General features: G+C 37.9%; 21 protein-coding genes and 2 tRNA genes. 14 read left to right on the top strand and 9 right to left on the bottom strand.

The window, feature by feature from the left end:
- Window positions 1-120 precede the first annotated feature (120 nt).
- Both SHI21_RS04305 and SHI21_RS04300 read left to right on the top strand, forming a co-directional pair.
- On the top strand, window positions 121-642 hold the full coding sequence (locus tag SHI21_RS04305) for a hypothetical protein (protein ID WP_323574913.1): 522 nt from the start codon (window positions 121-123) through the stop codon (window positions 640-642).
- 74 nt (window positions 643-716) lie between these two features.
- Window positions 717-1109, top strand: a complete 393-nt coding sequence (locus tag SHI21_RS04300) for a hypothetical protein (protein WP_323574912.1) — start codon at window positions 717-719, stop codon at window positions 1107-1109.
- Window positions 1110-1170: 61 nt separating this feature from the next.
- Here the strand turns inward: SHI21_RS04300 and mtaB are convergent, their stop codons facing one another.
- On the bottom strand, window positions 1171-2475 hold the full coding sequence (mtaB, locus tag SHI21_RS04295) for a tRNA (N(6)-L-threonylcarbamoyladenosine(37)-C(2))-methylthiotransferase MtaB (RefSeq protein WP_323574911.1): 1305 nt from the start codon (window positions 2473-2475) through the stop codon (window positions 1171-1173).
- A gap of 133 nt (window positions 2476-2608) precedes the next feature.
- Here mtaB and SHI21_RS04290 point away from each other — a divergent pair.
- The 3 genes from SHI21_RS04290 to SHI21_RS04280 all read left to right on the top strand — a co-directional run bounded on the left by SHI21_RS04290 (window position 2609) and on the right by SHI21_RS04280 (window position 3343).
- Window positions 2609-2685, top strand: a tRNA-Lys gene (locus tag SHI21_RS04290).
- 35 nt (window positions 2686-2720) lie between these two features.
- Window positions 2721-2798: transfer RNA gene (locus SHI21_RS04285), tRNA-Glu, on the top strand.
- 89 nt (window positions 2799-2887) lie between these two features.
- Window positions 2888-3343 carry a hypothetical protein gene (locus SHI21_RS04280; RefSeq protein ID WP_323574910.1) on the top strand — a complete coding sequence of 152 codons (456 nt, stop codon included), beginning with the start codon at window positions 2888-2890 and terminating at the stop codon, window positions 3341-3343.
- Between the two features lie 97 nt (window positions 3344-3440).
- On the opposite strand, the gene SHI21_RS04275 is transcribed toward SHI21_RS04280, so the two are convergent.
- Together SHI21_RS04275 and SHI21_RS04270 are read right to left on the bottom strand one after the other, a co-directional pair.
- On the bottom strand, window positions 3441-4127 hold the full coding sequence (locus tag SHI21_RS04275; protein ID WP_323574909.1) for a hypothetical protein: 687 nt from the start codon (window positions 4125-4127) through the stop codon (window positions 3441-3443).
- A 145-nt stretch (window positions 4128-4272) separates the two neighbouring features.
- The gene (locus SHI21_RS04270; RefSeq protein ID WP_323574908.1) at window positions 4273-5148 is read right to left on the bottom strand and encodes an SdiA-regulated domain-containing protein; all 876 of its coding nucleotides are present in this window, start codon (window positions 5146-5148) and stop codon (window positions 4273-4275) included.
- A gap of 328 nt (window positions 5149-5476) precedes the next feature.
- Between SHI21_RS04270 and SHI21_RS04265 the strand changes: the two genes are divergently transcribed.
- The 3 genes from SHI21_RS04265 (at window position 5477) to SHI21_RS04255 (ending at window position 7475) form a co-directional block, all read left to right on the top strand.
- Window positions 5477-5806, top strand: a complete 330-nt coding sequence (locus SHI21_RS04265) for an SWIB/MDM2 domain-containing protein (protein WP_323574907.1) — start codon at window positions 5477-5479, stop codon at window positions 5804-5806.
- A gap of 447 nt (window positions 5807-6253) precedes the next feature.
- Window positions 6254-6841 (top strand): hypothetical protein, encoded by a 588-nt coding sequence (locus SHI21_RS04260; protein WP_323574905.1) that lies wholly within the window; start codon window positions 6254-6256, stop codon window positions 6839-6841.
- A gap of 148 nt (window positions 6842-6989) precedes the next feature.
- Window positions 6990-7475 carry a hypothetical protein gene (locus SHI21_RS04255; RefSeq protein WP_323574904.1) on the top strand — a complete coding sequence of 162 codons (486 nt, stop codon included), beginning with the start codon at window positions 6990-6992 and terminating at the stop codon, window positions 7473-7475.
- 135 nt (window positions 7476-7610) lie between these two features.
- Here SHI21_RS04255 and SHI21_RS04250 read toward each other — a convergent pair whose 3' ends face one another.
- Together SHI21_RS04250 and SHI21_RS04245 are read right to left on the bottom strand one after the other, a co-directional pair.
- Window positions 7611-8588, bottom strand: coding sequence for an urea transporter (locus SHI21_RS04250; RefSeq protein ID WP_323574903.1), 978 nt, complete (start codon window positions 8586-8588; stop codon window positions 7611-7613).
- A gap of 77 nt (window positions 8589-8665) precedes the next feature.
- Window positions 8666-9748: a threonine aldolase family protein gene (locus SHI21_RS04245; protein ID WP_323574902.1), complete on the bottom strand. Its 1083-nt coding sequence runs from the start codon at window positions 9746-9748 to the stop codon at window positions 8666-8668.
- A 142-nt stretch (window positions 9749-9890) separates the two neighbouring features.
- On the opposite strand from SHI21_RS04245, the gene SHI21_RS04240 reads away from it, so the two are divergent.
- Window positions 9891-10391, top strand: coding sequence for a hypothetical protein (locus SHI21_RS04240; RefSeq protein ID WP_323574901.1), 501 nt, complete (start codon window positions 9891-9893; stop codon window positions 10389-10391).
- Window positions 10392-10419: 28 nt separating this feature from the next.
- Here the strand turns inward: SHI21_RS04240 and SHI21_RS04235 are convergent, their stop codons facing one another.
- From SHI21_RS04235 to SHI21_RS04225, 3 genes are all read right to left on the bottom strand, one after another.
- Window positions 10420-10794: a bleomycin resistance protein gene (locus tag SHI21_RS04235; protein WP_323574900.1), complete on the bottom strand. Its 375-nt coding sequence runs from the start codon at window positions 10792-10794 to the stop codon at window positions 10420-10422.
- Window positions 10791-12884, bottom strand: coding sequence for a S9 family peptidase (locus tag SHI21_RS04230; protein WP_323574899.1), 2094 nt, complete (start codon window positions 12882-12884; stop codon window positions 10791-10793). The genes SHI21_RS04235 and SHI21_RS04230 overlap by 4 nt, the downstream gene beginning before the upstream one ends.
- A 66-nt stretch (window positions 12885-12950) precedes the next feature.
- On the bottom strand, window positions 12951-14054 hold the full coding sequence (locus SHI21_RS04225; RefSeq protein WP_323574898.1) for a tetratricopeptide repeat protein: 1104 nt from the start codon (window positions 14052-14054) through the stop codon (window positions 12951-12953).
- Between the two features lie 183 nt (window positions 14055-14237).
- Between SHI21_RS04225 and SHI21_RS04220 the strand changes: the two genes are divergently transcribed.
- Both SHI21_RS04220 and SHI21_RS04215 read left to right on the top strand, forming a co-directional pair.
- Window positions 14238-14756 (top strand): hypothetical protein, encoded by a 519-nt coding sequence (locus tag SHI21_RS04220; protein WP_323574897.1) that lies wholly within the window; start codon window positions 14238-14240, stop codon window positions 14754-14756.
- Between the two features lie 22 nt (window positions 14757-14778).
- Window positions 14779-16815, top strand: a complete 2037-nt coding sequence (locus SHI21_RS04215) for a site-specific recombinase (protein ID WP_323574895.1) — start codon at window positions 14779-14781, stop codon at window positions 16813-16815.
- Here the strand turns inward: SHI21_RS04215 and lon are convergent.
- Entirely contained in the window at window positions 16773-19205 is a 2433-nt protein-coding gene (gene lon, locus SHI21_RS04210) for an endopeptidase La (RefSeq protein ID WP_323574894.1), read from the bottom strand. The genes SHI21_RS04215 and lon overlap by 43 nt on opposite strands.
- Before the next feature lie 85 nt (window positions 19206-19290).
- Between lon and SHI21_RS04205 the strand changes: the two genes are divergently transcribed.
- The 3 genes from SHI21_RS04205 to argS are packed head-to-tail and all read left to right on the top strand — an operon-like array spanning window position 19291 to window position 22015.
- Window positions 19291-19725, top strand: a complete 435-nt coding sequence (locus SHI21_RS04205) for a hypothetical protein (protein ID WP_323574892.1) — start codon at window positions 19291-19293, stop codon at window positions 19723-19725.
- The gene (locus tag SHI21_RS04200) at window positions 19725-20168 is read left to right on the top strand and encodes an OsmC family protein (RefSeq protein ID WP_323574891.1); all 444 of its coding nucleotides are present in this window, start codon (window positions 19725-19727) and stop codon (window positions 20166-20168) included. The genes SHI21_RS04205 and SHI21_RS04200 overlap by 1 nt, the downstream gene beginning before the upstream one ends.
- A gap of 29 nt (window positions 20169-20197) precedes the next feature.
- Window positions 20198-22015, top strand: coding sequence for an arginine--tRNA ligase (argS, locus tag SHI21_RS04195; protein WP_323574890.1), 1818 nt, complete (start codon window positions 20198-20200; stop codon window positions 22013-22015).
- Window positions 22016-22023 lie beyond the last annotated feature (8 nt).

Genomic DNA, 22023 nt, shown 5'->3' with positions numbered 1-22023 from the left:
AGCTAATAAAGACCATTTTATCTATCTATTAATTAGATCAACACCACGCAAACAATATATTTCCCACATGCCCCATCCCAACCTATATTCCGCTCATATTTAGATTTAACGGGGAACAAAATGAAAAATTTATTAATTCTAGGAATGCTACTAACTTCATCAAACGTATTTGCTTCAAAGTTCGACAGCCTTAAATCTCTAAGCAATACAAAACTTGAAGTAGCTCGCACACAAATGGTGGCACTGGAAATAGTGACTCATTCTGACTTTAAAAAAGTGGCCGTGTTAAAAGCAAAAGGTGCCACTGCACAAAAACAAAGAGAAGCAACAGTCGCTCAAGCAATGCATACACTTTGCCCTTACTTTGATGACGGTGTAGCGGTTGGAGTGAATACAAAGGACGAACAAGGAACTCTTGCGGCCATCACTGACTTCACAGAATCAATGCAAATATCTTCAGGTGACTCTGATTACGACAAACTTTTTACGGTTGTTACGACAGTAAACTCTGAATCTAGCATTGAAGTTTACTCTGGTAGCACAAGCGGGAACAACACATACGGAACAGTTCTGGGCTTTTACGATACAAAAACAAACGAACTTGCAGTCTTTGCCAACTCAAACTGCGGCCGTGATGACTAAATCTATGTAATATTTTCAATTCGCGCCTCTAAATTAAATTCGGTGATAATATCCGGAAAAATTATGGAGGCCCTATGAAATCATCAATCCTACTAGGCTTAACAATCCTTTTATCAGTATCAAGCGTTTTTGCTCAAGACTCAAACAAACTTATCAGCATTGGAAAAAACAACGTTGATTCAGTAAGCATGTACGATTCAGTTCTTCATATCGTTTTAAAAGACGAAGTTGATTCAGATAAATCTTATATCATTTCATGTGAAAACAACGTTCTTGCTTTAACAGTTCTAGGTGGAGAAACTGCTCAACTGACAGCTGTGGGTAAAGTTGCAAATTGTAAAACAACGATTAGAGATATTTTCGATATCGCTTTTTCTGAAACAATGAGTGCAGACCTAAAAGTTTCGGACAAAACAGATTCACAGGGAGTTTACGGACTTTCTCTAAGCTACTCTACTAGCAAATAATTAAATAAAAAAAGGCCATCATTACGATGGCCTTTTTTATTTTTAGAATGTTTTTTTGATTTTACTGAAGAAGCTCACCAACTAATTTTCCATTATCCATGCCAGTGATTAACACTTCTCTTTCAACATTAGATAAATTCTGATCAGTCACAACTTGAACACGTACATAATTTGAAGAGTATCCTTCAAAATGACCTGCTTTATTTCTTCTTTCGAAAAGAACTTTCGTTCTCTTCCCGATTTGGTCTTCAGAAAATAGATTAAGTTTCGCGTCCCCGAACATATTCAGAGCTTTCACACGTGCTTTCTTCTCAGTTGAATGAATATGGCTATCCATTTTCGAAGCCGTCGTATTTTTTCTCTTAGAGTATGGGAAAACATGGAAGTGAGTCATCGGAAGTTCTTTTAATAAATTAAAAGTATTGTCGAATTGCTCTTTCGTTTCTCCAGGAAACCCAACAATAACGTCAGCACCGATCCCCGCGTTCGGGAAAGCGGCCATGATTTTACCAATGATTCTTTTATAATCAGCGACAGTATATTTTCTTCTCATCGCTTTTAAGATTTCATCGTCACCACTTTGAAGTGGGATATGGAAATGGTCTAAAACCTTTGGTGAAGATTTTAAGACTTCAATTAATTCATCTGTAATCGTGTTTGGCTCAACACTTGATAAACGAAATCTCTCTAATCCATCAACTGCTAGCACCTGCGCCACAAGATCGTGCAGTTTTTCGCCCGATGCTTGCTCGTACTCACCAATGTTAACTCCGGTAAGGACAATCTCTTTAAAACCCTGAGAAACGAGTTTTTTGGCCTCTATAACAGCATCTGCAACCGTGATCGCTCTCGATCTTCCGCGTGCAAAAGGAATAATGCAAAATGAACAAACATAATTACAGCCATCCTGAATTTTCAGGAATGCTCTTGTATGAGAATCAGCTGTCGTCGTAGCAGCTCCGTAGAATTGCCAAGATTTATCAACGTGAATCGCGTTTTCACTTTCTTCATCAAGGTATTCGAAAACTTTATATTTTTCAGAGTTACCAAGAACCAGGTCCACTCCCTGCATACCAGCGATTTTTTCTGGCTCCATTTGAGCGTAACAACCAGCTACAACAATCTTTCCTTCCGGAGAAGATCCATGCGCCTTTCTGATAAGATTTCTGCAGGTAGAATCAGCTGCATCTGTCACAGTACAAGTATTAATGAACACAACATCTGCCGGTTGCCCGAACTCTACAATGTCGTATCCGCGGTCTTTAAAGCCTTGAGCGATTGATCCAGTCTCAGATGTATTAAGACGGCATCCCAAAGTATGAAGGGCCACACGTTTATTATTTAAATTTAGCTCCGTATTTTCCATAGTGAGAGGAACATAGTCCGCGTTACGCTAGTTATCAAGAGCCCTGAAAAAATAATTGAACATTTATCAAAAAATAATTTGACAAAAAAGCTCGTGAACACTATTTTTAATCTCACTTTCGGAAACATAAAATGGTCTCTTAGCTCAGTTGGTTAGAGCATCTCCCTTTTAAGGAGAGGGTCCTGCGTTCGAGTCGCAGAGAGATCACCATTTTTACCGAAAATTAAGTGCATATTAAGTTTTATGCGCCCATCGTCTAGCCCGGCCTAGGACACTGCCTTTTCACGGCGGCGACTGGGGTTCGAATCCCCATGGGCGTACCAAGTTTTAAAAAAGCCTCGATTTATTCGAGGCTTTTTTTTTGCCTTTTTTCAATCTTCCATAATTAATCCAGTTAAGACAGAATCCCCACATGAAAATCTTAATAAGCTTATTTATTCTGCTAAACACTGCTTTCGCAGCTACTCCTGACTGTATCTACACTGGTCGTGGTGAAGTTTACGATTTCAACGGTAATCATCTCAAAGATCTTAGTTTTGATTTGCGACTAGAGCGCTTTAAATCAGGGCCTGGTGAATTTTATTTCAACGAGACAAAAACATTTACTGATCAATCAACGACGTTGCTTGTTTTTGGAATGGGTTGGTTTATCGGTCACTATAGTTACGATGATGGAGCTGGAAGAGTTGTTAAGGGTCAATGTTTGAATTATGGCTATTGCGTAGGAAGAAATGAGTTTCCTGATTTTAAAGGAACATTTGTTACGAGATTTAATGAACGTGAAATTTTAACGACGACGACAACTGATGACTTGATTGTTGATGAAGTTGTAAGACCAATTAATGGTGATACTTGTAGTTTTAATTAGCTTTGCCGCGTTAGCACAACCACAAGTCTGCTGGCACTTTATTTAAAGACCCGACAGGCAATCCGATTGGGATAGACTGCCAGGTCTTGTTTAATTATTAGTTACAAACCGGAACTTGATATTTTCTCTGACCATCAAAGTTAATTAACTCTGGATTGATTTCTAGAGCGATCAATTTTCTTTCACCTTGCTCACTAGTATATGAAACTTGAAGTTCATTTCCATATTGTGGGATACATTTCGAGTATGCTGAAGTAGAAAGTGATGGTAAAAATTGAGAGAAATCTTTTCCTTTTCCTTCAAATACAGTGGCAGTATTTCCGCCAAAACCACTCAAAGATGTGATCTGCTTTCCACTGATTGTATATTTCACACTGTTAATTACTACATTGCGATTTGCAGATGTAACTCGTGCACAAATTCTGAAATCATTATCTCTTTTGTAAATCATACTTCCACCACGGTCAGTTAGACCACCGTGATCCAGATCGTTCTGAGTACACTGACTAATAAGGAATGGAGGAGGCATTCTTAGAGCTTGAACCTGGGCCTCTAATTGATTTAGGTTGTATCTCATTTGATTGATCAAATTTAGTGTAAAATTTTTGAAATTATATAACTGGCCTTCATCGTTAATGTTATTCATTTGTTGATTTGATTGATTAATACTTTCAAGTTGTCTGTTTACAGCTTCAGTTGCGCCTAGAACGTTACCTGCACCCGAAACGCCTGCAAAAGATGTTGATACAGACAATAGTGCTAAAACGAAAACTAGCTTCTTCATATTTTCTCCGATGTTAAGTTCTGGACGTTGTTTTTGATATAAATGAATATTAAATGTTTTTTATGTGACTAAGCGGATAATTGAAATTTATTCACATCGAATGAAGAAGTGTCAAAAGATTAGACAGTCCTTATAGAGACAAATGTTAGTAATTTAAGCTGCTTCCAGATAAGTCAAACTGTTGATAATGATAAGGCTCAGAAGTTAGTACAAGATCTCCATCTTTCCCAATAGAAACCCCCTCGAATTGAGACTTTAAAGAGCTGAATAATTTCTTGGAAATGTACGTTGATAAATTATACTTGCTAACTAGTTTTCCATCCTCTTGCATATCCAGCAAACAATAGCTTTCATGAGACAAAATCATTAAGCGCTTTGTTTCTTGATTGAAGAAAAGTCCACTGATATCAGAAATGTGTTTCTTTAATTGAATGTCTGAAAATAATAACGTGGGTTTTACTTTTTTAATTGAAGAGTCTACAGGTCGTTGAAACTTAAAAATGGCCATCGGTTTTATTTCTTTTGCCGCATAAAACACTTTATTTACTTTATCGTAGGCCAGGCCTTCAATTCCTTTATTTCCCCAATTTTCATTATCTACATTGATAGTAAACTGATGAGCATCTTTTGCAGTGTCATAGAAGTTTTTCTCAGTGATCGTAAGAATAGAGATCAATCCAGACTCTTCAGAAATGGCAACCTCTGGGTAGTTATGACCTTCGCTTTCTTGCATACCAAGAAAGACAATCTCTTCGCTATCGCCAATGCCGGTAATTGTTATAGTTCGCTTTAGTGAGAAATTTTCATCGGTTTCATAAACAAGCCCTAGCTTATTTAGAATGAGAAAATATGATCGTGTTTCTGGACTCCAGGTAACACCAGATAAGTCGCTTGGATTCTTACCATTTTTGATAAAACTTAATTCTTTAAACTCGGACTTTAATTCAATATTTTCAAACGCAAAACTCAAAGATGTTTGGGCCAACAATGCTGCAAAAATTATAAATAATGCAAATTTCATATTTTTCCCATACTTTTTAAAGCTGTAGCGCAAATCATCTATGGGTCAAATTTTATATGAACTTAAAGGTATTCACAGATTAATTGAAACCTTTATAGATAAAATATGAAAGTGTCTAAAAATGAGACGATTCGCTTTTTCGGGTAGCGAAGACATATTTGCCATGCGCCCAAATAAAATAACGGTGAAATGATCAATTTCCCCAGTCAAAAACTCCCAAAATTGGGAAAAGTTAGATTCTAAAAGATATTTAATGCTGATTAACAGTAGGAAATCTAAATTTATTGTTCGATAATATCTCTCGAAACACACAACACAAGGATACACAATGTCAGAAGTAGGATTAAACAAGCCAGTTAAATTAAAAGCAGACCTAGCAGCATTCTGCGGAGCTACTGAGCTTCCAAGAACAGCTATTACACAAAAATTTTGGGATTACATTAAAGCAAATAACCTTCAAGCTAAAACTGAAAACGGTAAAGCTGAAGGCGCAGGGAAATACATTGTAGCTGACGCTAAACTTCTTCCGATTTTCAAAGCGACTAAAGTAACAAGTAAATCTTCTGGAAAATTGACAGACTTCACAGGTCTTCAACTTGGGCAAACTATCAGCATGCTTCAATTAGCATCTGTAGTTGGTGCGAACATCGAAGCATAAGAAATTTAATGGCCCAAAGAAATTTGGGCCATCATTCCTATAATCTCTTCACAAAAATTCAATTTAGCTCCAAGAAATTAAGTGCCTGTTTCAAATTTACAAAAATCTCAACATTAAAAGCTTCAAAGCTCCTCGGTCTTCGATGCTGCGCGGACATCTAAATCGTTGCTAAATACACTTCCCCAGAAAGAGCAACTGTGTGGAGAAGTATGAAATATCTTTTTATTCTAATAACAACGACCTTAATGCCTCAATTCTCTTATGCTGATTCAAGTGACCGGGGCATTGAAATACTGACAATCAAAAAAGACATTGCTCTAACTTCGGCCCTAAAAAATAGCAGTTTGATGTTATCCATCTGTTTGTAATATTTATAGTAGATAAATATTGTTTTTGCTCCCCAGAGTATTGTGATGGTACTTCAGGGGAAATTCTTTTGGAGGCATTATGAAAACGTTACTTCTACTTACGACTTTGCTGAGCTCCTCTGTTTTTGCAACAACATTAAAAGTTCCTCTTTTCGTAGAAGATGAAAACAAGATTATTCCTGTTTCTAAAATCAATGAACAATATAAGCTTCAAGGAAGCGATAAACTTCAGGAAGTTTTAGTGATTACAAATACACCCCAATCTATGGCTGCAGCTCGCGAAGCTCACACTGCAATTAGTGCAAAAGTAAACGCTCTTGCTGAGAAAGTTCAAAAAAATTTCTATCTTGCTGCTGATCGCCCAGGTGGATTCAAAACGAACAATCTACAAACATGTTATACAGGATCTCCAGATGAAGCCGTAGAAATTGCTGGCAACATGGGCGATTCAGTTTACTCTGATCAATTAGGAATTTTTGGTTATAAATACAAAAAACAAACGACTTACTTAGAAGGTCAAGAACCAGAAGAGACAGAAGAATTTTTAAGTGAATCATCTGCGGCTTGGAAAAACTGGAAGAGTACAAATGATGACATTCTTGTTTTAAGTCACCAAAGTGATGGTGGTGATGATGTTAACGAAGGTATTATCGTAAAATGTAAGTAAAACAATCTGGGCCCGGCATCTTGCTGGGCCTTTTTGTATCTTGTGAATTAAAGCTCAACACTCTCTTGTAAAGTTTACAAGGCTCCCTTGAAGGTTTTTAACCTCATGCTAATTTATGCTTAACAAATAATTTAACTTTGGAGAAAATATGAAAAACTCATTACTTACAATTGCTTTTTTAGCCCTAGCTTCTCTTCCTGCCGTATCAAATGCTGGCTTTATGGATAACCTTCAAGGTTCTTATTCTGTTGGTGGAAAAAAATGTAAATTTGAAGCAACTACTACAATGGCGGGAACTGCTACGATTACTCCAAACGCCTCTGGTGCAGTTGTAAATCTTAAAGTCGTTATTGCATCGTTAACAACTGAAATTCCAGTGGGGTTTAGAAATGGTAGCGGTGACGTTAAAAGCACTAAAGTAGAAGGAGATATTCTACCTCTTCCTGTCACTCGCAGAACTGTATGGAATACAGATGAAGTTAACCGCAAATCAACTATCACTGAATATGAAGGAGTTGGTCTGGCAAAAAAACGTGGAACTTATACTCTTGCAGAAGAAAATAATGGAACTGTTACTCTTTCTCTTGAAGAGAAAGGTGGTGACTTAGTTCAATGTACTCTAACTAGAAATTAATATCTAAAAAAGGCCCAGATTATTCTGGGCCTTTTTTTTATTATTACCAAACTCCGCGGCGATTATAATTGGTATAATTGGTGCCAGCAGACTTGTGGTAGTGCATCTGCTATACCGCAAGTCTGCTGGCACCGATTAATTTCGTAGTTTATTGAATAAAGAGCTGCCCAGAAAAAATAACCAGACAGTTACGACGAAAGGTAATGTCAGTGCTGGCATTCCTAAAGGTTGTAGTGCTGCTGATAGTGCGGCAGATGCGATAACTGTCGCGACTGCTGCGATCATAGTATAAATAACAGAGGCCGTATTAAACGCTAACAAAGTACTTCCTAAAGCGATGGCGGTAAGAGCTGAATTAAAACCGAAAGCTCCTGAGCGAATCGCAGGCTCTGAAGCACCAAGACCCCATGCAACCATTAATCCGATAAGTGATCCTAATATGGCCATCACACCAGCACGTCTTGAACTAATAAAGAGTCCAAGAGTAAAAAGTCCACCAGTCACTGCATTCTCTTGGAAAAAAACTTGAGCTATACCTTTAAAAAGTCCTTCTACTACTGTTGAAAAATTAACCACTCCATCTACTACTGTGATGACCATTGGCAATCCGGCCGTCGGTAGTATTTGCGTTGAATGAAGTCTGCCAAAACGTGCGCAGGCCAGTAGGAAACATAAAGTTGTAAGAACAAATGGTGATGTCAGTGTTGGCATTTTCCAGACATCGAACAAACGAATAGCAGAGGCCATGGCAACAGTTGAACATGCTGAAGCAAAAATAACATAGGCCCAGGTTAAGCTTTCAGGTTGAAGAAAATACAAAAGTGCGATTCCAACAAGGGCCCCGTTAAATCCAAATAGTCCTGCTCTAATTTGATCTTTATTAACGCCAAAAGAAATAGCAGTCATCGTGCTGACGATTGTTCCTACCAGGACGGCAAATCCAAATAATATTGAATTGTAAAAAATTCCGATTAAAAAAAGTAAACCTGCATAACTGTTATTTTGCAAGAAGACCTGACCGATACCTCTTAAAATTGCGTCTAGTAAACTTGCAAAGCTATAAGAAGAATTTTCTTCAACAACCAGACCAGTTGAACAGAGTTTTAATGCCATTGAATCATCTCCATAGTAAACGAGAGGGATCGAGTAATCTGAAAATTTTATGCCAATAGAATAATACTGTCTATCACTTATGAATTGATAATCTTGTTAAAGATTCTATGAATTTCTTCAGTTGAGAAATTCATTAAGTCATCTCCGACTGCCAACTCCCACTTCCCAATGTTTGTATCATCTGTCGGTCTGAGTTTTCTAAAAATACATATCTTTTCTTCTTGAGCAATTTTTGCTGATGCCTGTTCAAACTTTTCGAGATCGCCATGAAAAAATATATGCATCATATTTGTTTGTGGAACGGCAGGAATAATTTTAATTTTATCAAACGAAGAAAGTATTGAAGCAACTTCTTTTGCTTTCTCATAATAAGCTTCCATTCTCCCAAGTCTCATTTCCATTGAGGCACGTGCTGAAATAATATAAGGAGCAAGAGTATAAAGATTTCCACCTTGTCTTCTCTGCCATATTTTTGCTTCGTGAATAAAATCTTCAGGGCCTGCAAGGACGGCCCCTGCCATGGCGCCAAGTCCTTTATAGAAAGAGACATAAACTGAATCAAAGAGAGAGCAAATTTCTTTATAACTCTTTTTATAATAAGGTCCACACTCCCAAAGTCGCGCTCCATCCAGATGCAAAATAACATCATGAGCTCTACACCATTTTGAAATTCCCATTAGCTCTTCAAACGAGGGCAGGATTCCACCTGATTCTCTTTGAGGGAGTTCAATAATTACTGCGGCCAGTTTAGTTGGACAATTTTTAATATCGTCTAAACTTAACATGCGCTGAAATTCGCCCAACAAATGGCCATTTAAATTATGTAGATAAAGATAGCCCTTCTGCTCATGGAGCTCTAGATGACTTGATGGATGCATACCAAAGTTTGGATTTTTCTTCCTATCACTCCAGATACGAAGAGCAATTGGCTGGGCCATTGTTCCACTGATCATGAAGACACCTTTAGGTTTACCTAAAATATCAGCAACTGCATTTTCAAAGTCTTCAATGCATTTGCCGCTTCCATACATCTCAGTCATTTCATCATCGGAAACGTTGGCAGATAAAAAGAGAAACTCTTCTTTTAAATTTACCGAACGATGTGAGTTAAAAAATCTAGTGCATTGATTGAAAGCGTTTTTAATTTCTTCGTTATTCACGGGACTCTCCGATTAGGTATATTTTTATTATGCCGAACTTTTTAACTTACTAAAAGCAATTAGCTATGGGTCATTGAAAAAATCACACAAATTATCAAAAGCTTTCCCTTTTTATGAATTATGGTAAATTTAAGGAATGAATATGACTCAAACTCTTAAAGATCGTTTTAAAGCAGTTGAAACAAACCTTTCAAAAAAGACCTGGTTTAAAAAAGATAAATGGATAATCTCTGTCCATGCTTTTCCAAATGAAAAAAATGCTGAAGGTGTTACCTTTCATATCTTTAAAAAGCATTGGTGGAACGAAGATAAAAAAGGCGTCCATATTGAATCGTATCTCGATCTAAATCTTAAAAAGCAAAAGAAGACTTACCTTACGATTCATTTACTCCACTCTGATTTAATTCCGGGAACTAAGTTAAAGAGAATTGCTTTTTCCAAACCGTTTATTGATGAAATTTACGATGAAGTTAGTTCTTGGGATGGATATGATTTTAGGGTTGGCAAATATGGACAACAGCCATTTACAAAATTCTTAGATGCGACTGATTTAAAGTTTGAAAAGAATCTAGAGATTGAAGTCGAGAGAATGTGCAAGTATATGGGTCCTGTTTTAGATAAAGCGATTAAATCTATTTCATAAAAAAAGGCTTCCTACCGGAAGCCTTTTTTTAATTTATAATTTCACCAAATCTAATGGCGTTCCCAAAAGGATCATCAATCTGCATTTCATACATGCCCCATGGCATCTTTTGTAATTCATACCTAAACGTTGTCCCTCTTTCTTTTAATTCTTCAAACAGCGCTGTAATATTCTTCACTCTGATATAGCAGCTACTTTGAGTCGCTATATTCATTGCTGATTCCCTATCAGCAGACTGCCAAAAATGAATTTCAGCTGGCCCGCGCTTTACCATGAGAAAACTGTGTTCAACCATTTTAGAAATAGTATCAAATCCTAAGAAATCATTAAAAAAGGATTCAGTCTCATTGATATCACCTGAGGCCAATTGTGGGATAGCTGGGGATAATTCAAAAACATTCATTTATTAATTCCTGCTAGCTTTAAGACAAAAGAAAAGGCAAGAGCTTCTTCATGAAGGTATTCAAATCGTCCACTCTTTCCGCCGTGACCAACTTCTAATTCAACTTTCATCATAAGAAGTTTCGTTTTATCAGTTCTTAGATCACGAATCTTTTGTACCCACTTTGTCGGCTCCCAGAAAGGAACCTGACTGTCATTAAGGCCAGTCGTCACTAAAAGGTTTGGATAAGCTTGTGCAGTGACATTGTCGTATGGAGAATAACTCTTCATGTACTCATAGTACTTTTTGTTATTGGGATTTCCCCATTCTTCATATTCACCAGTTGTTAATGGCAGTGAACTATCAAGCATGGTTGTAACCACATCAACGAAAGGGACATCTGCAATAATTCCAGTATAAAGATCAGGGCGCATGTTCATCACTGCCCCCATTAATAAACCACCTGCACTTCCACCATTGGCGAACACCTTTTTAGGGTTACCGTATTTCTCTTTTAATAAATACTCAGTTCCAGCAATGAAATCTGTGAAAGAATTTTTCTTCTTAAAGAATTTTCCGTCATCGTACCAAGCTCTTCCCATTTCCTGTCCTCCACGAACATGGATAATGGCAAAAACAAAACCGCGGTCAAGAAGACTGACTCGAACAGGAGAAAAGTATGGGTCTGTGCTTATTCCATATGAACCGTAACCGTAGACGAATAATGGAGCTGATCCATCTTTCTTTGTTCCATTTTTATAAACCAGTGAAACCGGAATCTTTGTTCCATCAGTTGCTGTCGCAAACACGCGCTCAGATGTGTAGTCTGAAGATTTGTAACCTGGAACTTCTTTTTCCTTTAAAAGCTTCGATTCATTTTTTAGGATATCAAAATCAAATACTGAATAAGGTCTATTCATTGATAAGAATGTGTAACGAACCTTTGTTGTATCGTATTCAGCGTTGTCATCCACACTGACTGTATAAGCAGGATCAGGAAAACTAATATAAGTTCCGGACTTCTCTCCTTTTTTAAGGACATTGATTTTTGTTAAACCATTATTGCGTTCACTTAAAACGATGTAGTCTTTAAAAACATCTAGTCCTTCAACATAAGTGTCTGCACGGTGTGGAATAGCTTCAGTCCAGTTTTTCTTAGCAGGATTCTTTAGAGTTGTTTCCATAATACGAAAATTTTTAGCATTCCAATTCGTGCGAATATAAAAGCGATCTACACCATCAATAACACTGTACTCATGATTCTTTTCTCTTTTAGCAATCAGTTTAAATTTAGCATTCGGTTGATCAGCAGGAATATAGTGAACTTCTGAAGATAAAGTACTGTCACTTGAAATGAAGATATACTTTTCGGCCTGAGTTTTATAAACCATGGCCTCAAATTTTTCGTCTTTTTCGTTATAGACTAATTTATGTTTGCCCGTATCAAGATCGTATTTATAAATTCTATCTGCTCTTAGAGTCTTTGGATCATGTTTAGCATAGAACAGAACCTTTCCACTCATCGCCCATGTAAAGTTGCTGGTTACGTTTTCAATCTTTTGATCAAGAACTAGTCCCGTATTCATATCTTTAAAATAAATTGTAAAAACTCTGTCACCTTTTGTGTCGACAGCGTAAGCAAACAACTGCTCATTCGGGTGGAACTTAGGAAAAGTCACGCGAATGAAATCAAGGCCGGTTGCCATTTGATTTACGTTTAATAGAATTTGCTCAAATGATCCTGCCACATCTTTCTTTCTGCAATAGATACTATACTCATCACCTTTTTGAGTTCTTGAGTAATAAAGATATCCACCGTCTTTATAAGGAACAGTCTCATCTTCTTCTTTGATTCTTCCTTTCATTTCTTCATAGAGTTTGGTTTGAAGATCTTTTGTATCCTTCATCACCTCTTCGGTATAAGTATTCTCAGCTTTCAGATAATTGATCACTTTTTCATTTTTCTGTCTCATCCAGAAATAGTTATCGATGCGAGTGTCGCCGTGCTTTTTAAGTTTTGTAGGAATTTTTTCTGCGATTGGAGCTTGAGGTTCTGCTGCCATAAGATTGACCGCCATAATAGTTAATAGAAGAAATGTCGATTTGATCATTTTTCATCCGTTGATTGGGAAATAATAATCAATTCTGCTACTAATAATTAAAAACTCAAGGGAAAACTAAAAACTTAATTTTTGCCAGTAACTTTGAGGGTTTTGTGACCCTTCATTGTCGAGTCTTTGAAGTAAGCTCGCCTGAACATCCTGAGGCAGTTGAGCATTTTGAATCACTGAACGTGCTTGATCCTTTTGACCTTGTAGCTCTAGAGCTCTCACCATGTAGAAATAACCGTTTGGAGAATTTGGGAATTGCTCAATAAAACTTTGAGCATTATCAATCACACCATCATAATCATTTTTGGCCATCATGCGCATGAAAGGAATTTCAACTACGTCTTCATTCGTTAATTGAGCAGTGTTATTTGCAAGAGAGTCTTGAAGATTGTCAATATTTCCTAACAATTGTGCTTCACGACTATCAAGCTCCTGGATTTGAGCATTCAATTGAGCAAGCTCTGGTGAGTCAGCATCATAAGAACTTAATTGGGATTCAATTGTTTCACGGCTGCGAGCGAGTTCTTCAAGTTGCAGTTCAACTGTTTGCACTTCGCTATTAGTGTTTCCAATTAAAGCGGATTCACGGCGAGCGAGTTTATCGCTACTGATATTAAACTGGGCCATATTTTCCAATAGACCTTCCACTTCAACTTCATCAATGGGTTGCTTAAATTTTCCTTCTTTAACCAATAGTGAAATAAGTTTTGCTTTGTAAGCACTGTAGCTATCAGGTTCACGTGAGATAATTTCATCTGCAATCGCTATATTGTTTTCAATTGTATTGAGATCGAGATTTCTTGGTCGCTTCATTTGAGCGTCGAGTTTAATGGCCAGATCGACAGTATCAACATTAGCGAGAGGTTCATTATTAGCAGCAGCTGGTGGTGCCTGTGGTGTTTGGGCTGCAGGAGTAGCTACTGGAGCTGGTGTGGCCGCAACAGCAGGAGTCGTTGAAGTTGTTGTTTGAGTTCTGGTTGTTAGCTGAGACCATGATTTCGGGGTTCTTTTATTCTCACTCATTGAGATGATTTTAAGTCTTAGAGCACGATTTTCTGAGCGCTGACTAAAGTAAAACTTAGTTAGTAGTACAAGAATTATTGCGAGCATTATCCCAATGAAGATCATGATCCTTCTATTGATTTGAATTGAATTACGAATGCTTGTCATACCTACACCTCGTTCACTGTCAAATAAGTCAACATAACACTATGGCATTTTTTACATGGTGGCCATGAGACCCTAATAATTGACCAAATTGGTGTCATAATAACTCTAAATCTACTAATAATTTTGGCACTGCACCTGCACAAGTAGCAGCATCAAAATGTTTTTTGAAAGGGAGTTACGAACATGAACGTAAAATCATTAATATCTTCTTCTGCGGTCTTCACGGTCATTATGATGGTTTCAATTTTCAACGTGGCGAAAGCTTCTGAGAAAGTCGTTGCCACTGTTTCTAGTGATGACAATACAAAGACTTCATACCAGCTGGTTATTGATTCGAAAGATGGTCGTGGAATTGAACACTTCTACAAAGACGTTTATGAGAATGGAAAGAAAACTCGTCGTACTGAACTAGATCCAAAAGTTCTTATGGATACGGGAATGATTTTAGAACAAAGAGATAAATACGTTGTTATGAAATTAAAGAGTGATAACTTCGATCTTGAACAAGGTGGAATGGTTGTTGTTGATACACTGTACAGTGGTGTAAGTGGTGAGAGAAAAACTTACGAAATCCAATTGGCGCAGGACAAATCAGGATGGGGTCTATTCAAGGCCGGTAAAACTATTAAAGAAATTCAAATTAAAACTAACCGCGTAATGGTAATTGGCGCTGTAGGAATTAAAACTCTAGTTATGAAATAATTTTTGGGGTAAACTTAGCCCCATGTTATTTAATAGAATTATCGCCATTTTCAAAAATTATAAACAGTATGAAGTCGACGAAAATAAAAAAACTTCGCTCGACATCATACTGGCCGCAGTCACTCCAGAAGCTCCTCTAGAAGCTCGCATCGAATGGATTCAGAAATTAATCCGATGGATCAGGGCCACAGATCTCTTCGAAACCGAATCAGAAAAAATTCCAGCAACAAAAATTAAATATCTTTTTATGGTTATGGATCGCAGTCCAGAGACTAGAAATAAAGTTCAAGCGCTTTTAACCAACACCCTTCAAGAGCTCACTTCGACTGAATTCTTTTGTGAGGTTGGACTTCCTTCTCAGATCGGTCTGATTGGTGAGTTAGTTGATAAAATAACCAGCAAGATTCTTCCCAAAAAACCCATCGGCCATCAGTTAAGTGAATTGATGATTACATTATTTCCTGATGAATCTGACGTCCATTGGTTAAAATCTCTGGATGAAGCGACTTTAAATAAGTTCACAGAGCTCTTTGGTGATCAGGATGATTATCCCCACTTAAAGAGTGATATGGAAGACTCGCTGATTTATTTGATTTCTCAGATCGTAGCGATTGGACTTGGACCCGGAATTAGAAAGCGCATTCCTCATAAGAAAATGAAGTCACTTCCTTTTTTCTACTTATCAGGAAAACTAAACCTTTATTTAAAAACAAAAAATGATCCTGCTCAAACTGAACTTGCCAATAAGTTAATGGAAGAGCTAATTGAGCTGTTACATGAAACAGAGGCGGCCATCGCTGAAGTTTATGTTCACCTTGATCGTTTTGGAGTTAGCACACATTTAGTATTTCAACTAGAGAGAATGAAGCTGTTCTTAAAGAGAACTTTTGCTCTTTTAGAAATCGTTAATTCTGGTCATCTGACAAAAACAAAAATTTCTTATTTTGTTGCGGAACTTGTTGAGCAAAATCTTACTCAAAGACATGCGATGGGGATTTTCTCAAACAACGCGACTTTACTTGCTCAAAAGATTGTTGAAAACAATTCCCAGACAGGTGAACACTACATTGCCAAGGATAAAACAGAATACTGGCACATGGTAAGCTCAGCAATGGGTGGTGGTATCTTAACTGCCTTCACTGTATTCATAAAAAACTTTTTAGGGACATTATCACTAAATCAATTTTTCTACGGTGCTTTCTCGACGTTAAACTACGCGGGAAGTTTCCTTCTGATTCAGTTTGGTGGTTATACGCTGGCGACTAAACAGCCGGCCGCAACAGCTTCGGCACTCGCTAGAAAACTTGAAATCTCAGAAAATCGTGAAGGGATTGAAGCGCTGACAGATGAGATTGTACTTTTAACAAGAACACAAATTGCAGCAGTATTCGGTAACCTTGTTGCCGTCATTCCTGCCGTTCTTGTAGTGAACGTTATTTACTTCTATCTTAATGGTCATTGGACTTTTACAGAAGAAGCTGCACACTACACTATTCATTCAACAGATATTTTAGGACCTAGTGTTATTTATGCGGTCTTCACTGGATTTTTATTATGGCTTTCGAGTGTTATTGCTGGTTGGGCAGACAATTGGTATTCATTTAATCAAATAAGCTACCTGATCACTAATAACAAAAAAATCAAGACTGTTATTTCTGAAGATGGTGCAAAAAAACTTGCGCACTTTCTGGATCATGGGATTACAGGAATTGCAGGTAACATCTCACTAGGATTTTTCTTAGGATTTGTTCCCGTCATTTTAAAGTTTGTCGGTATCCCGCTTGAAGCTCGTCACGTTACACTTTCAACTGGTGCTCTGGCCGCTGCCATCCCTACTTTAGGGTTCGAAGCACTTAGTTCACCTGAATTTATCCGTGCTGCTATTGGAATTTTAGTGATTGGATTTTTAAATCTTTCGGTAAGTTTTTTATTAGCGCTTACAGTAGCTTTTAAAGCAAAGAAAATTTCTTCTCGCAGAAAAGCACTGATCTATCGATCAGTGCTTACTCGCTTCTATCAGAAACCGTTTTCGTTTTTCATACCGAAATCTTCCACATAGGGAGGTCCCAGTAGTGATTCGTAAAAATGTGGGGGAGACATCTTTCCGAATACGGCCATCATTAGCTCGTTAATATTTTCTACGAAGAAGAACTCCATCTCGTTTTTGACAACAGCTGGAACTTCTTTCAAGTCTTTCTCATTTCGCTTCGACATGATGATCTTCTTAATTCCCGCTCTGTGAGCTGCAATTAATTTTTCTTTTACACCACCAACCGGCATGACCGCTCCTCTCAGAGTAATCTCACCTGTCATCGCAAGTTTTGGATCAACCACTTTCCCTAAGACTAATGAACATAGTGCTGTGAAGATTGTGATCCCCGCACTCGGCCCATCTTTTGGAATTGATCCACTTGGTACGTGCACATGGAAGTCTGTTTTAGAAAAATCGAAACCTGGGACAAGTTTAGATAATTTTGATCTCACTAAACTTAAACCAATATGTGCCGATTCACTCATGACCTCACCCAACTTACCTGTCAGCTGAATTTTTCCCGTTCCTGGCATCATCGCACTTTCAATGAAAAGGATGTCACCACCAACTGGCGTCCAAGCAAGACCTGTCACAACTCCTGGAGTGGCAGTTGCCTGAGCAAGTTCATAAGTATTTTTTTCAATTCCTAAAACATCTTCTACAATTATGTTATCGATCACGATTTTTGCCTGATCGGCATTTTTCACAACCTTCTCACTCACACTGCGAAGAAGTTTGGCGATCTTTCTTTGTAAATCACGCACCCCTGCTTCTCTTGTATAGTCAGCAATAACACTTTTTAGGACTGCATCGTTCACTTCAACTCTATCAGTTGTTAACCCATGCTCTTTCAATTGTTTTGGAAGAAGATGGTTTTTAGCGATGTGAAGTTTTTCGTCACTTGTGTACCCACTCAATTGAATGATCTCCATTCTATCCAGTAAAGGATGTGGAATCGTATCAAGTGAGTTTGCAGTAGCTACGAAAAACACTTTCGATAAATCAAAAGGTAAATCTAGATACTGATCGGTAAAAGTTGAATTTTGTTCCGGATCCAGTACTTCTAAAAGTGCTGCGGCCGGATCGCCTCCGTAACCTCTACCTAATTTATCAATCTCATCCAGCATGAAAACTGGATTGTTTTCTTTAGCACGTTTAATCCCTTCGATAATTCGCCCTGGCATTGCTCCCACATATGTTCTGCGGTGACCTCTGACGTCTGAATCATCTCTTACTCCACCAAGTGAAGCGCGGACGAATTTTCTGCCTAAAGCTTTTGCAATACTTTGTCCTAGAGAAGTTTTACCAACTCCGGGAGGGCCAACGAATAAGAGAATCGATCCTTTTTTATTCGGAGAAAGCTTCATAACGGCTAAGTGTTGAACGATGTGCTTTTTGATTTTTTCCAAACCAAAGTGCTCTTCATCTAAAACTTTCTGAGCTAAATCTAAATCCAGCTCTGTTTTCGATTCTTCATTCCAAGGAAGAGATAAAATAAGTTCAACGTAATTTTTGATTACATGAGACTCAGCATTTTGTTGCCCCATTGTTTCATAACGATTGGCCTGCTCAAGAGCAACCTTCTCTATCTCTTTTGGAAGGTGGGCATCCATGATTCTATCTTTAAGCGATTTTTTCTCACCAGCTTCATTAGTATCAGAGTTAATTTCTCCCAACTCTTCTTTAATTGTTCTCAGCTGCTCACGTAAAATGGATTCACGGTAAGCTTTACTGGTTTTTTCTGAAATTTTTAATCCCATTTCATTGTTAACTTTAATCATCTCTCTTTGTTCGACTAAAAGTTCTAATACTTTTAATGAACGATTTTTAATGGAAGCAAGTTCTAAAATTTCCTGTTTTTTAGAAATGATTAACGGTAAATGTTGGGCGACAACATTGGTAAAAAGACCAGCGTCTTTAAATTCTTCTAATGTTCTCTTGAAAGTCTCTGTCGCGTTGATCGAAGCTAAGATTTCTCTTGAAACTTCTTTTAACGATGTAAGAAGTGCCTTCTCTGTCGGTCCGTCGAGGTCGATAATGTCGGGGACGATCTCTCCTTGCGCCGCCCATGAATTGAAGGCCGATTCAAACTGAATAGATTTAGCTTGAAAACGCTCGACTGATCTAACGTAGGCGATAGACTCACCTTTCTCGTTCTTCTCAATGCGTTCCACAATACAAAGAGTCCCGACTGTATAAAAGTCAGAAGACTTGATATTGTCGATTTCTGCGCCCTCTTTCAGTGACAGAGCGACAAAACGTCTCTCCTTGTCATTGTCAATGGCGCGATGAAGTGCGTTCAATCCGACCGGCTTTGAGACTAACACTGGAAGTGCAACATCTGGGAAAAGCACGGTGTTTTTAAGCACTAGGGTTGGTAAAAATTGTTCGCTCGTAATTGTATGTGTTGTTTTCATAAATATAAGGTGAGGTCACCCTGAAATTCGTCAAGGGTGCTTCTTTTTAATTTATTATTGTCATGCGTTTTGGTATGGTATTTTTATGAAAACACTTTTTAAAATAGCCTTCATTTTCCTAGCAATATCAATCGCATCAACACTTATGTATAACTATACAAATGTTGAATTTGGTCGATACGATTACTTCGATAAACATGGTTGGATATTTTTATTTTCAATTGCACTCTTCCCACGTTTAACTCTGTTGGTATCAGGACTGTTAGCAAGTACAATCGAATTCGGAGGCCTTCTTTGGTGGGCAGGATTTTTTATCGCTCCAAGAATTTTAGTCGCGTGTCTTGCAACCGTGTCATACTGGAATACGAATCCTGTTTTAGTAGTCTTCTCGTGGTTAATCGCTCTTGGTGGTGAATCATCTGAAAAATTTATTATTACAAAACGTATGAGTTCACCTCAACGTTACGATCAAGGTTTCAGCGGATCAACAATTGAAGCTGAGTACAAGGTAAAAGAATAATGAGTTCATATGTTATCAATCTTGAATGGAAAAAAGAGAGCGAAGATTTTTCGTACGAAAAATACAATCGCAATCACACTATTTCGTTCAGTGGTAACCAGACTCTAAAGAACTCTGCTTCGCCTGAGTATTTGGGAAACTCTGATATGAGTAACCCAGAAGAACTTCTGGCAAGTGCACTGGCAAGCTGTCACATGCTGACGTTTCTTGCTATCGCTTCAAAGAGTGGTTACGTTGTTGAGAGCTATACTTGTAAAGCAGAAGCTATCCTTGGAAAAAATGCTGAAGGAAGAATCAGCGTGACAGAGATCAACCTGACTCCAGAAATCAGCTACAGCGGTGACAAGAGACCTTCTGAAGAGCAATTAAAAAGTCTTCATGAGAAAGCTCACAAGAACTGCTTTATCGCTCAATCACTTCAATCAAAAGTTAATGTACTATAGTTTTTAAATTTTCTTTAGGAGACATAGTTGTGAATCAACTAGCAAATTTTTCTTACGACCCCGCAAAATGCTCACTAGCAACTTCGCTATTTAAAGCACTACAAACAATTGAACCAGCAATTCCTGCTGAGCTAACTGTTGTCGACTTTTTTAAAACACTTGAGCAGCCACCAGAAAAAGCATTAGGAGACTACGCTCTTCCATGTTTTCGATTTGCTAAAGCTATTAAGAAAAATCCTAATGAAGTAGCAACTGAATTAAAAAGACTTTTAGATGAAGAGAAAAACCCATGGGTTGAATCTATCGTTTTAAAAGGTGCCTTCCTAAACATCTTCACGAACCAAAAAGAAGTAGCGAAAGCTCTTGTTCCAACTTTGGTGAACGGTTCAGGATTTAATATTCTAAAATCAAACCCTGATCACAACAAAACAAAAGTTATGATCGAGTTTTCTCAACCTAACACTCACAAAGAGTTTCACGTTGGTCACGGACGTAACGTTTGTCTTGGAGACAGCATTTGCCGTATCTTCACTTACAACGGTTATAAAGTTATCGGTGCTAACTACATCGGTGATGAAGGAACTCACATTGCAAAATGTCTTTGGGGTGTAGAGCACTACACTGGAACTGATAAAATTGAAGAGCAGACAAACAAAGCTGAATGGCTTGGACAACGTTATGTTGAAGCTAACAATAAACTTAAAGATGCTGAAGCTGCAGATAAAGAAAACGGCACGACAATTTTTGAAACTTATAAAGCAGAAGTTGGCACGATCTTAAAAGCAATCGAAAGCAAATCTGGAAAGTATTACGAGACATGGAAAGTGACTCGTCAGTACTGCTTAGATGATTTCAACAGAATCTATAAATGGTTAGACGTGAAATTTGATCACTTCTTCTACGAGTCTGAAGTAAGCGAAGCTTCTCAGGCCATCGTTGATGAATATATGAAAAAAGGGTTATTCGTTGTCGATAACGGCGCCGTTGGTTTTGATATGACAGACAAGAAGCTTGGCTTCTTCATGGCAAGAAAATCAAATGGAACAACTCCGTACATTACAAAAGATCTTGCCCTGGCAAAAGTTAAGTTCAACGACTTCGACATCGATAGATCTATCTACGTTGTTGGGAGTGAACAAAACTTCCACTTCAAACAATTATTCTACGCTCTGGAAAAAATGGGATTCCCACAAGCTTCTCAGTGTTACCACTTATCTTACGGGATGGTTGTTCGTCCTGACGGAAAAATGTCATCACGTTCTGGTAACTCTTTTACTTTCTTCCAACTGATCGATTTGGTTGTCGCAGAGATCAATACGTATCTTGAAAAATACAGTACTGAATGGTCGAAAGAACAAAGAGAAGACACTGCTCATAAGCTTGCTGTTGGAGCGATTAAATACGGAATGCTTCAAGCAGACCCAAATAAAGAAATCGTTTTTGACCCGAAAGAATGGGTTTCGTTCGAAGGAAACTCAGGGCCGTACTTAATGTACAGTTACGCTCGTACGCAATCGATTTTAAGAAAAGCGACTGAGCAAGGATTAAAAGGAAGTCTGGAACACCTGGATCTTTTAACTCATGAATCAGAACGTGACTTAATGAGACACTTATACGACTTCAATAAAGTGACAATCAATGCATGTGACAACTACCGTCCTTCTACGATTGCTAATCACCTGTTCTTTACTTGTAAGGCCTATAACCGCTTCTACACTGAAGTTTCTGTTATGAAGGCAGAGACTGAAGATTTACGTGCAGCTCGCTTAAGCCTGCTTCAGGCATTTGGTGACACGTTAAAAACAGGATTATATCTTTTAGGTATTACTCCTCCAGAAAAAATGTAGTAAAAGGG

Origin of the sequence: Bacteriovorax sp. PP10 (assembly GCF_035013165.1) — a bacterium.
GTDB lineage: Bacteria > Bdellovibrionota > Bacteriovoracia > Bacteriovoracales > Bacteriovoracaceae > Bacteriovorax > Bacteriovorax antarcticus.
The sequence above is the reverse complement of the archived record's forward strand: the minus strand, read 5'-3'. Positions and strand labels throughout refer to the sequence as shown.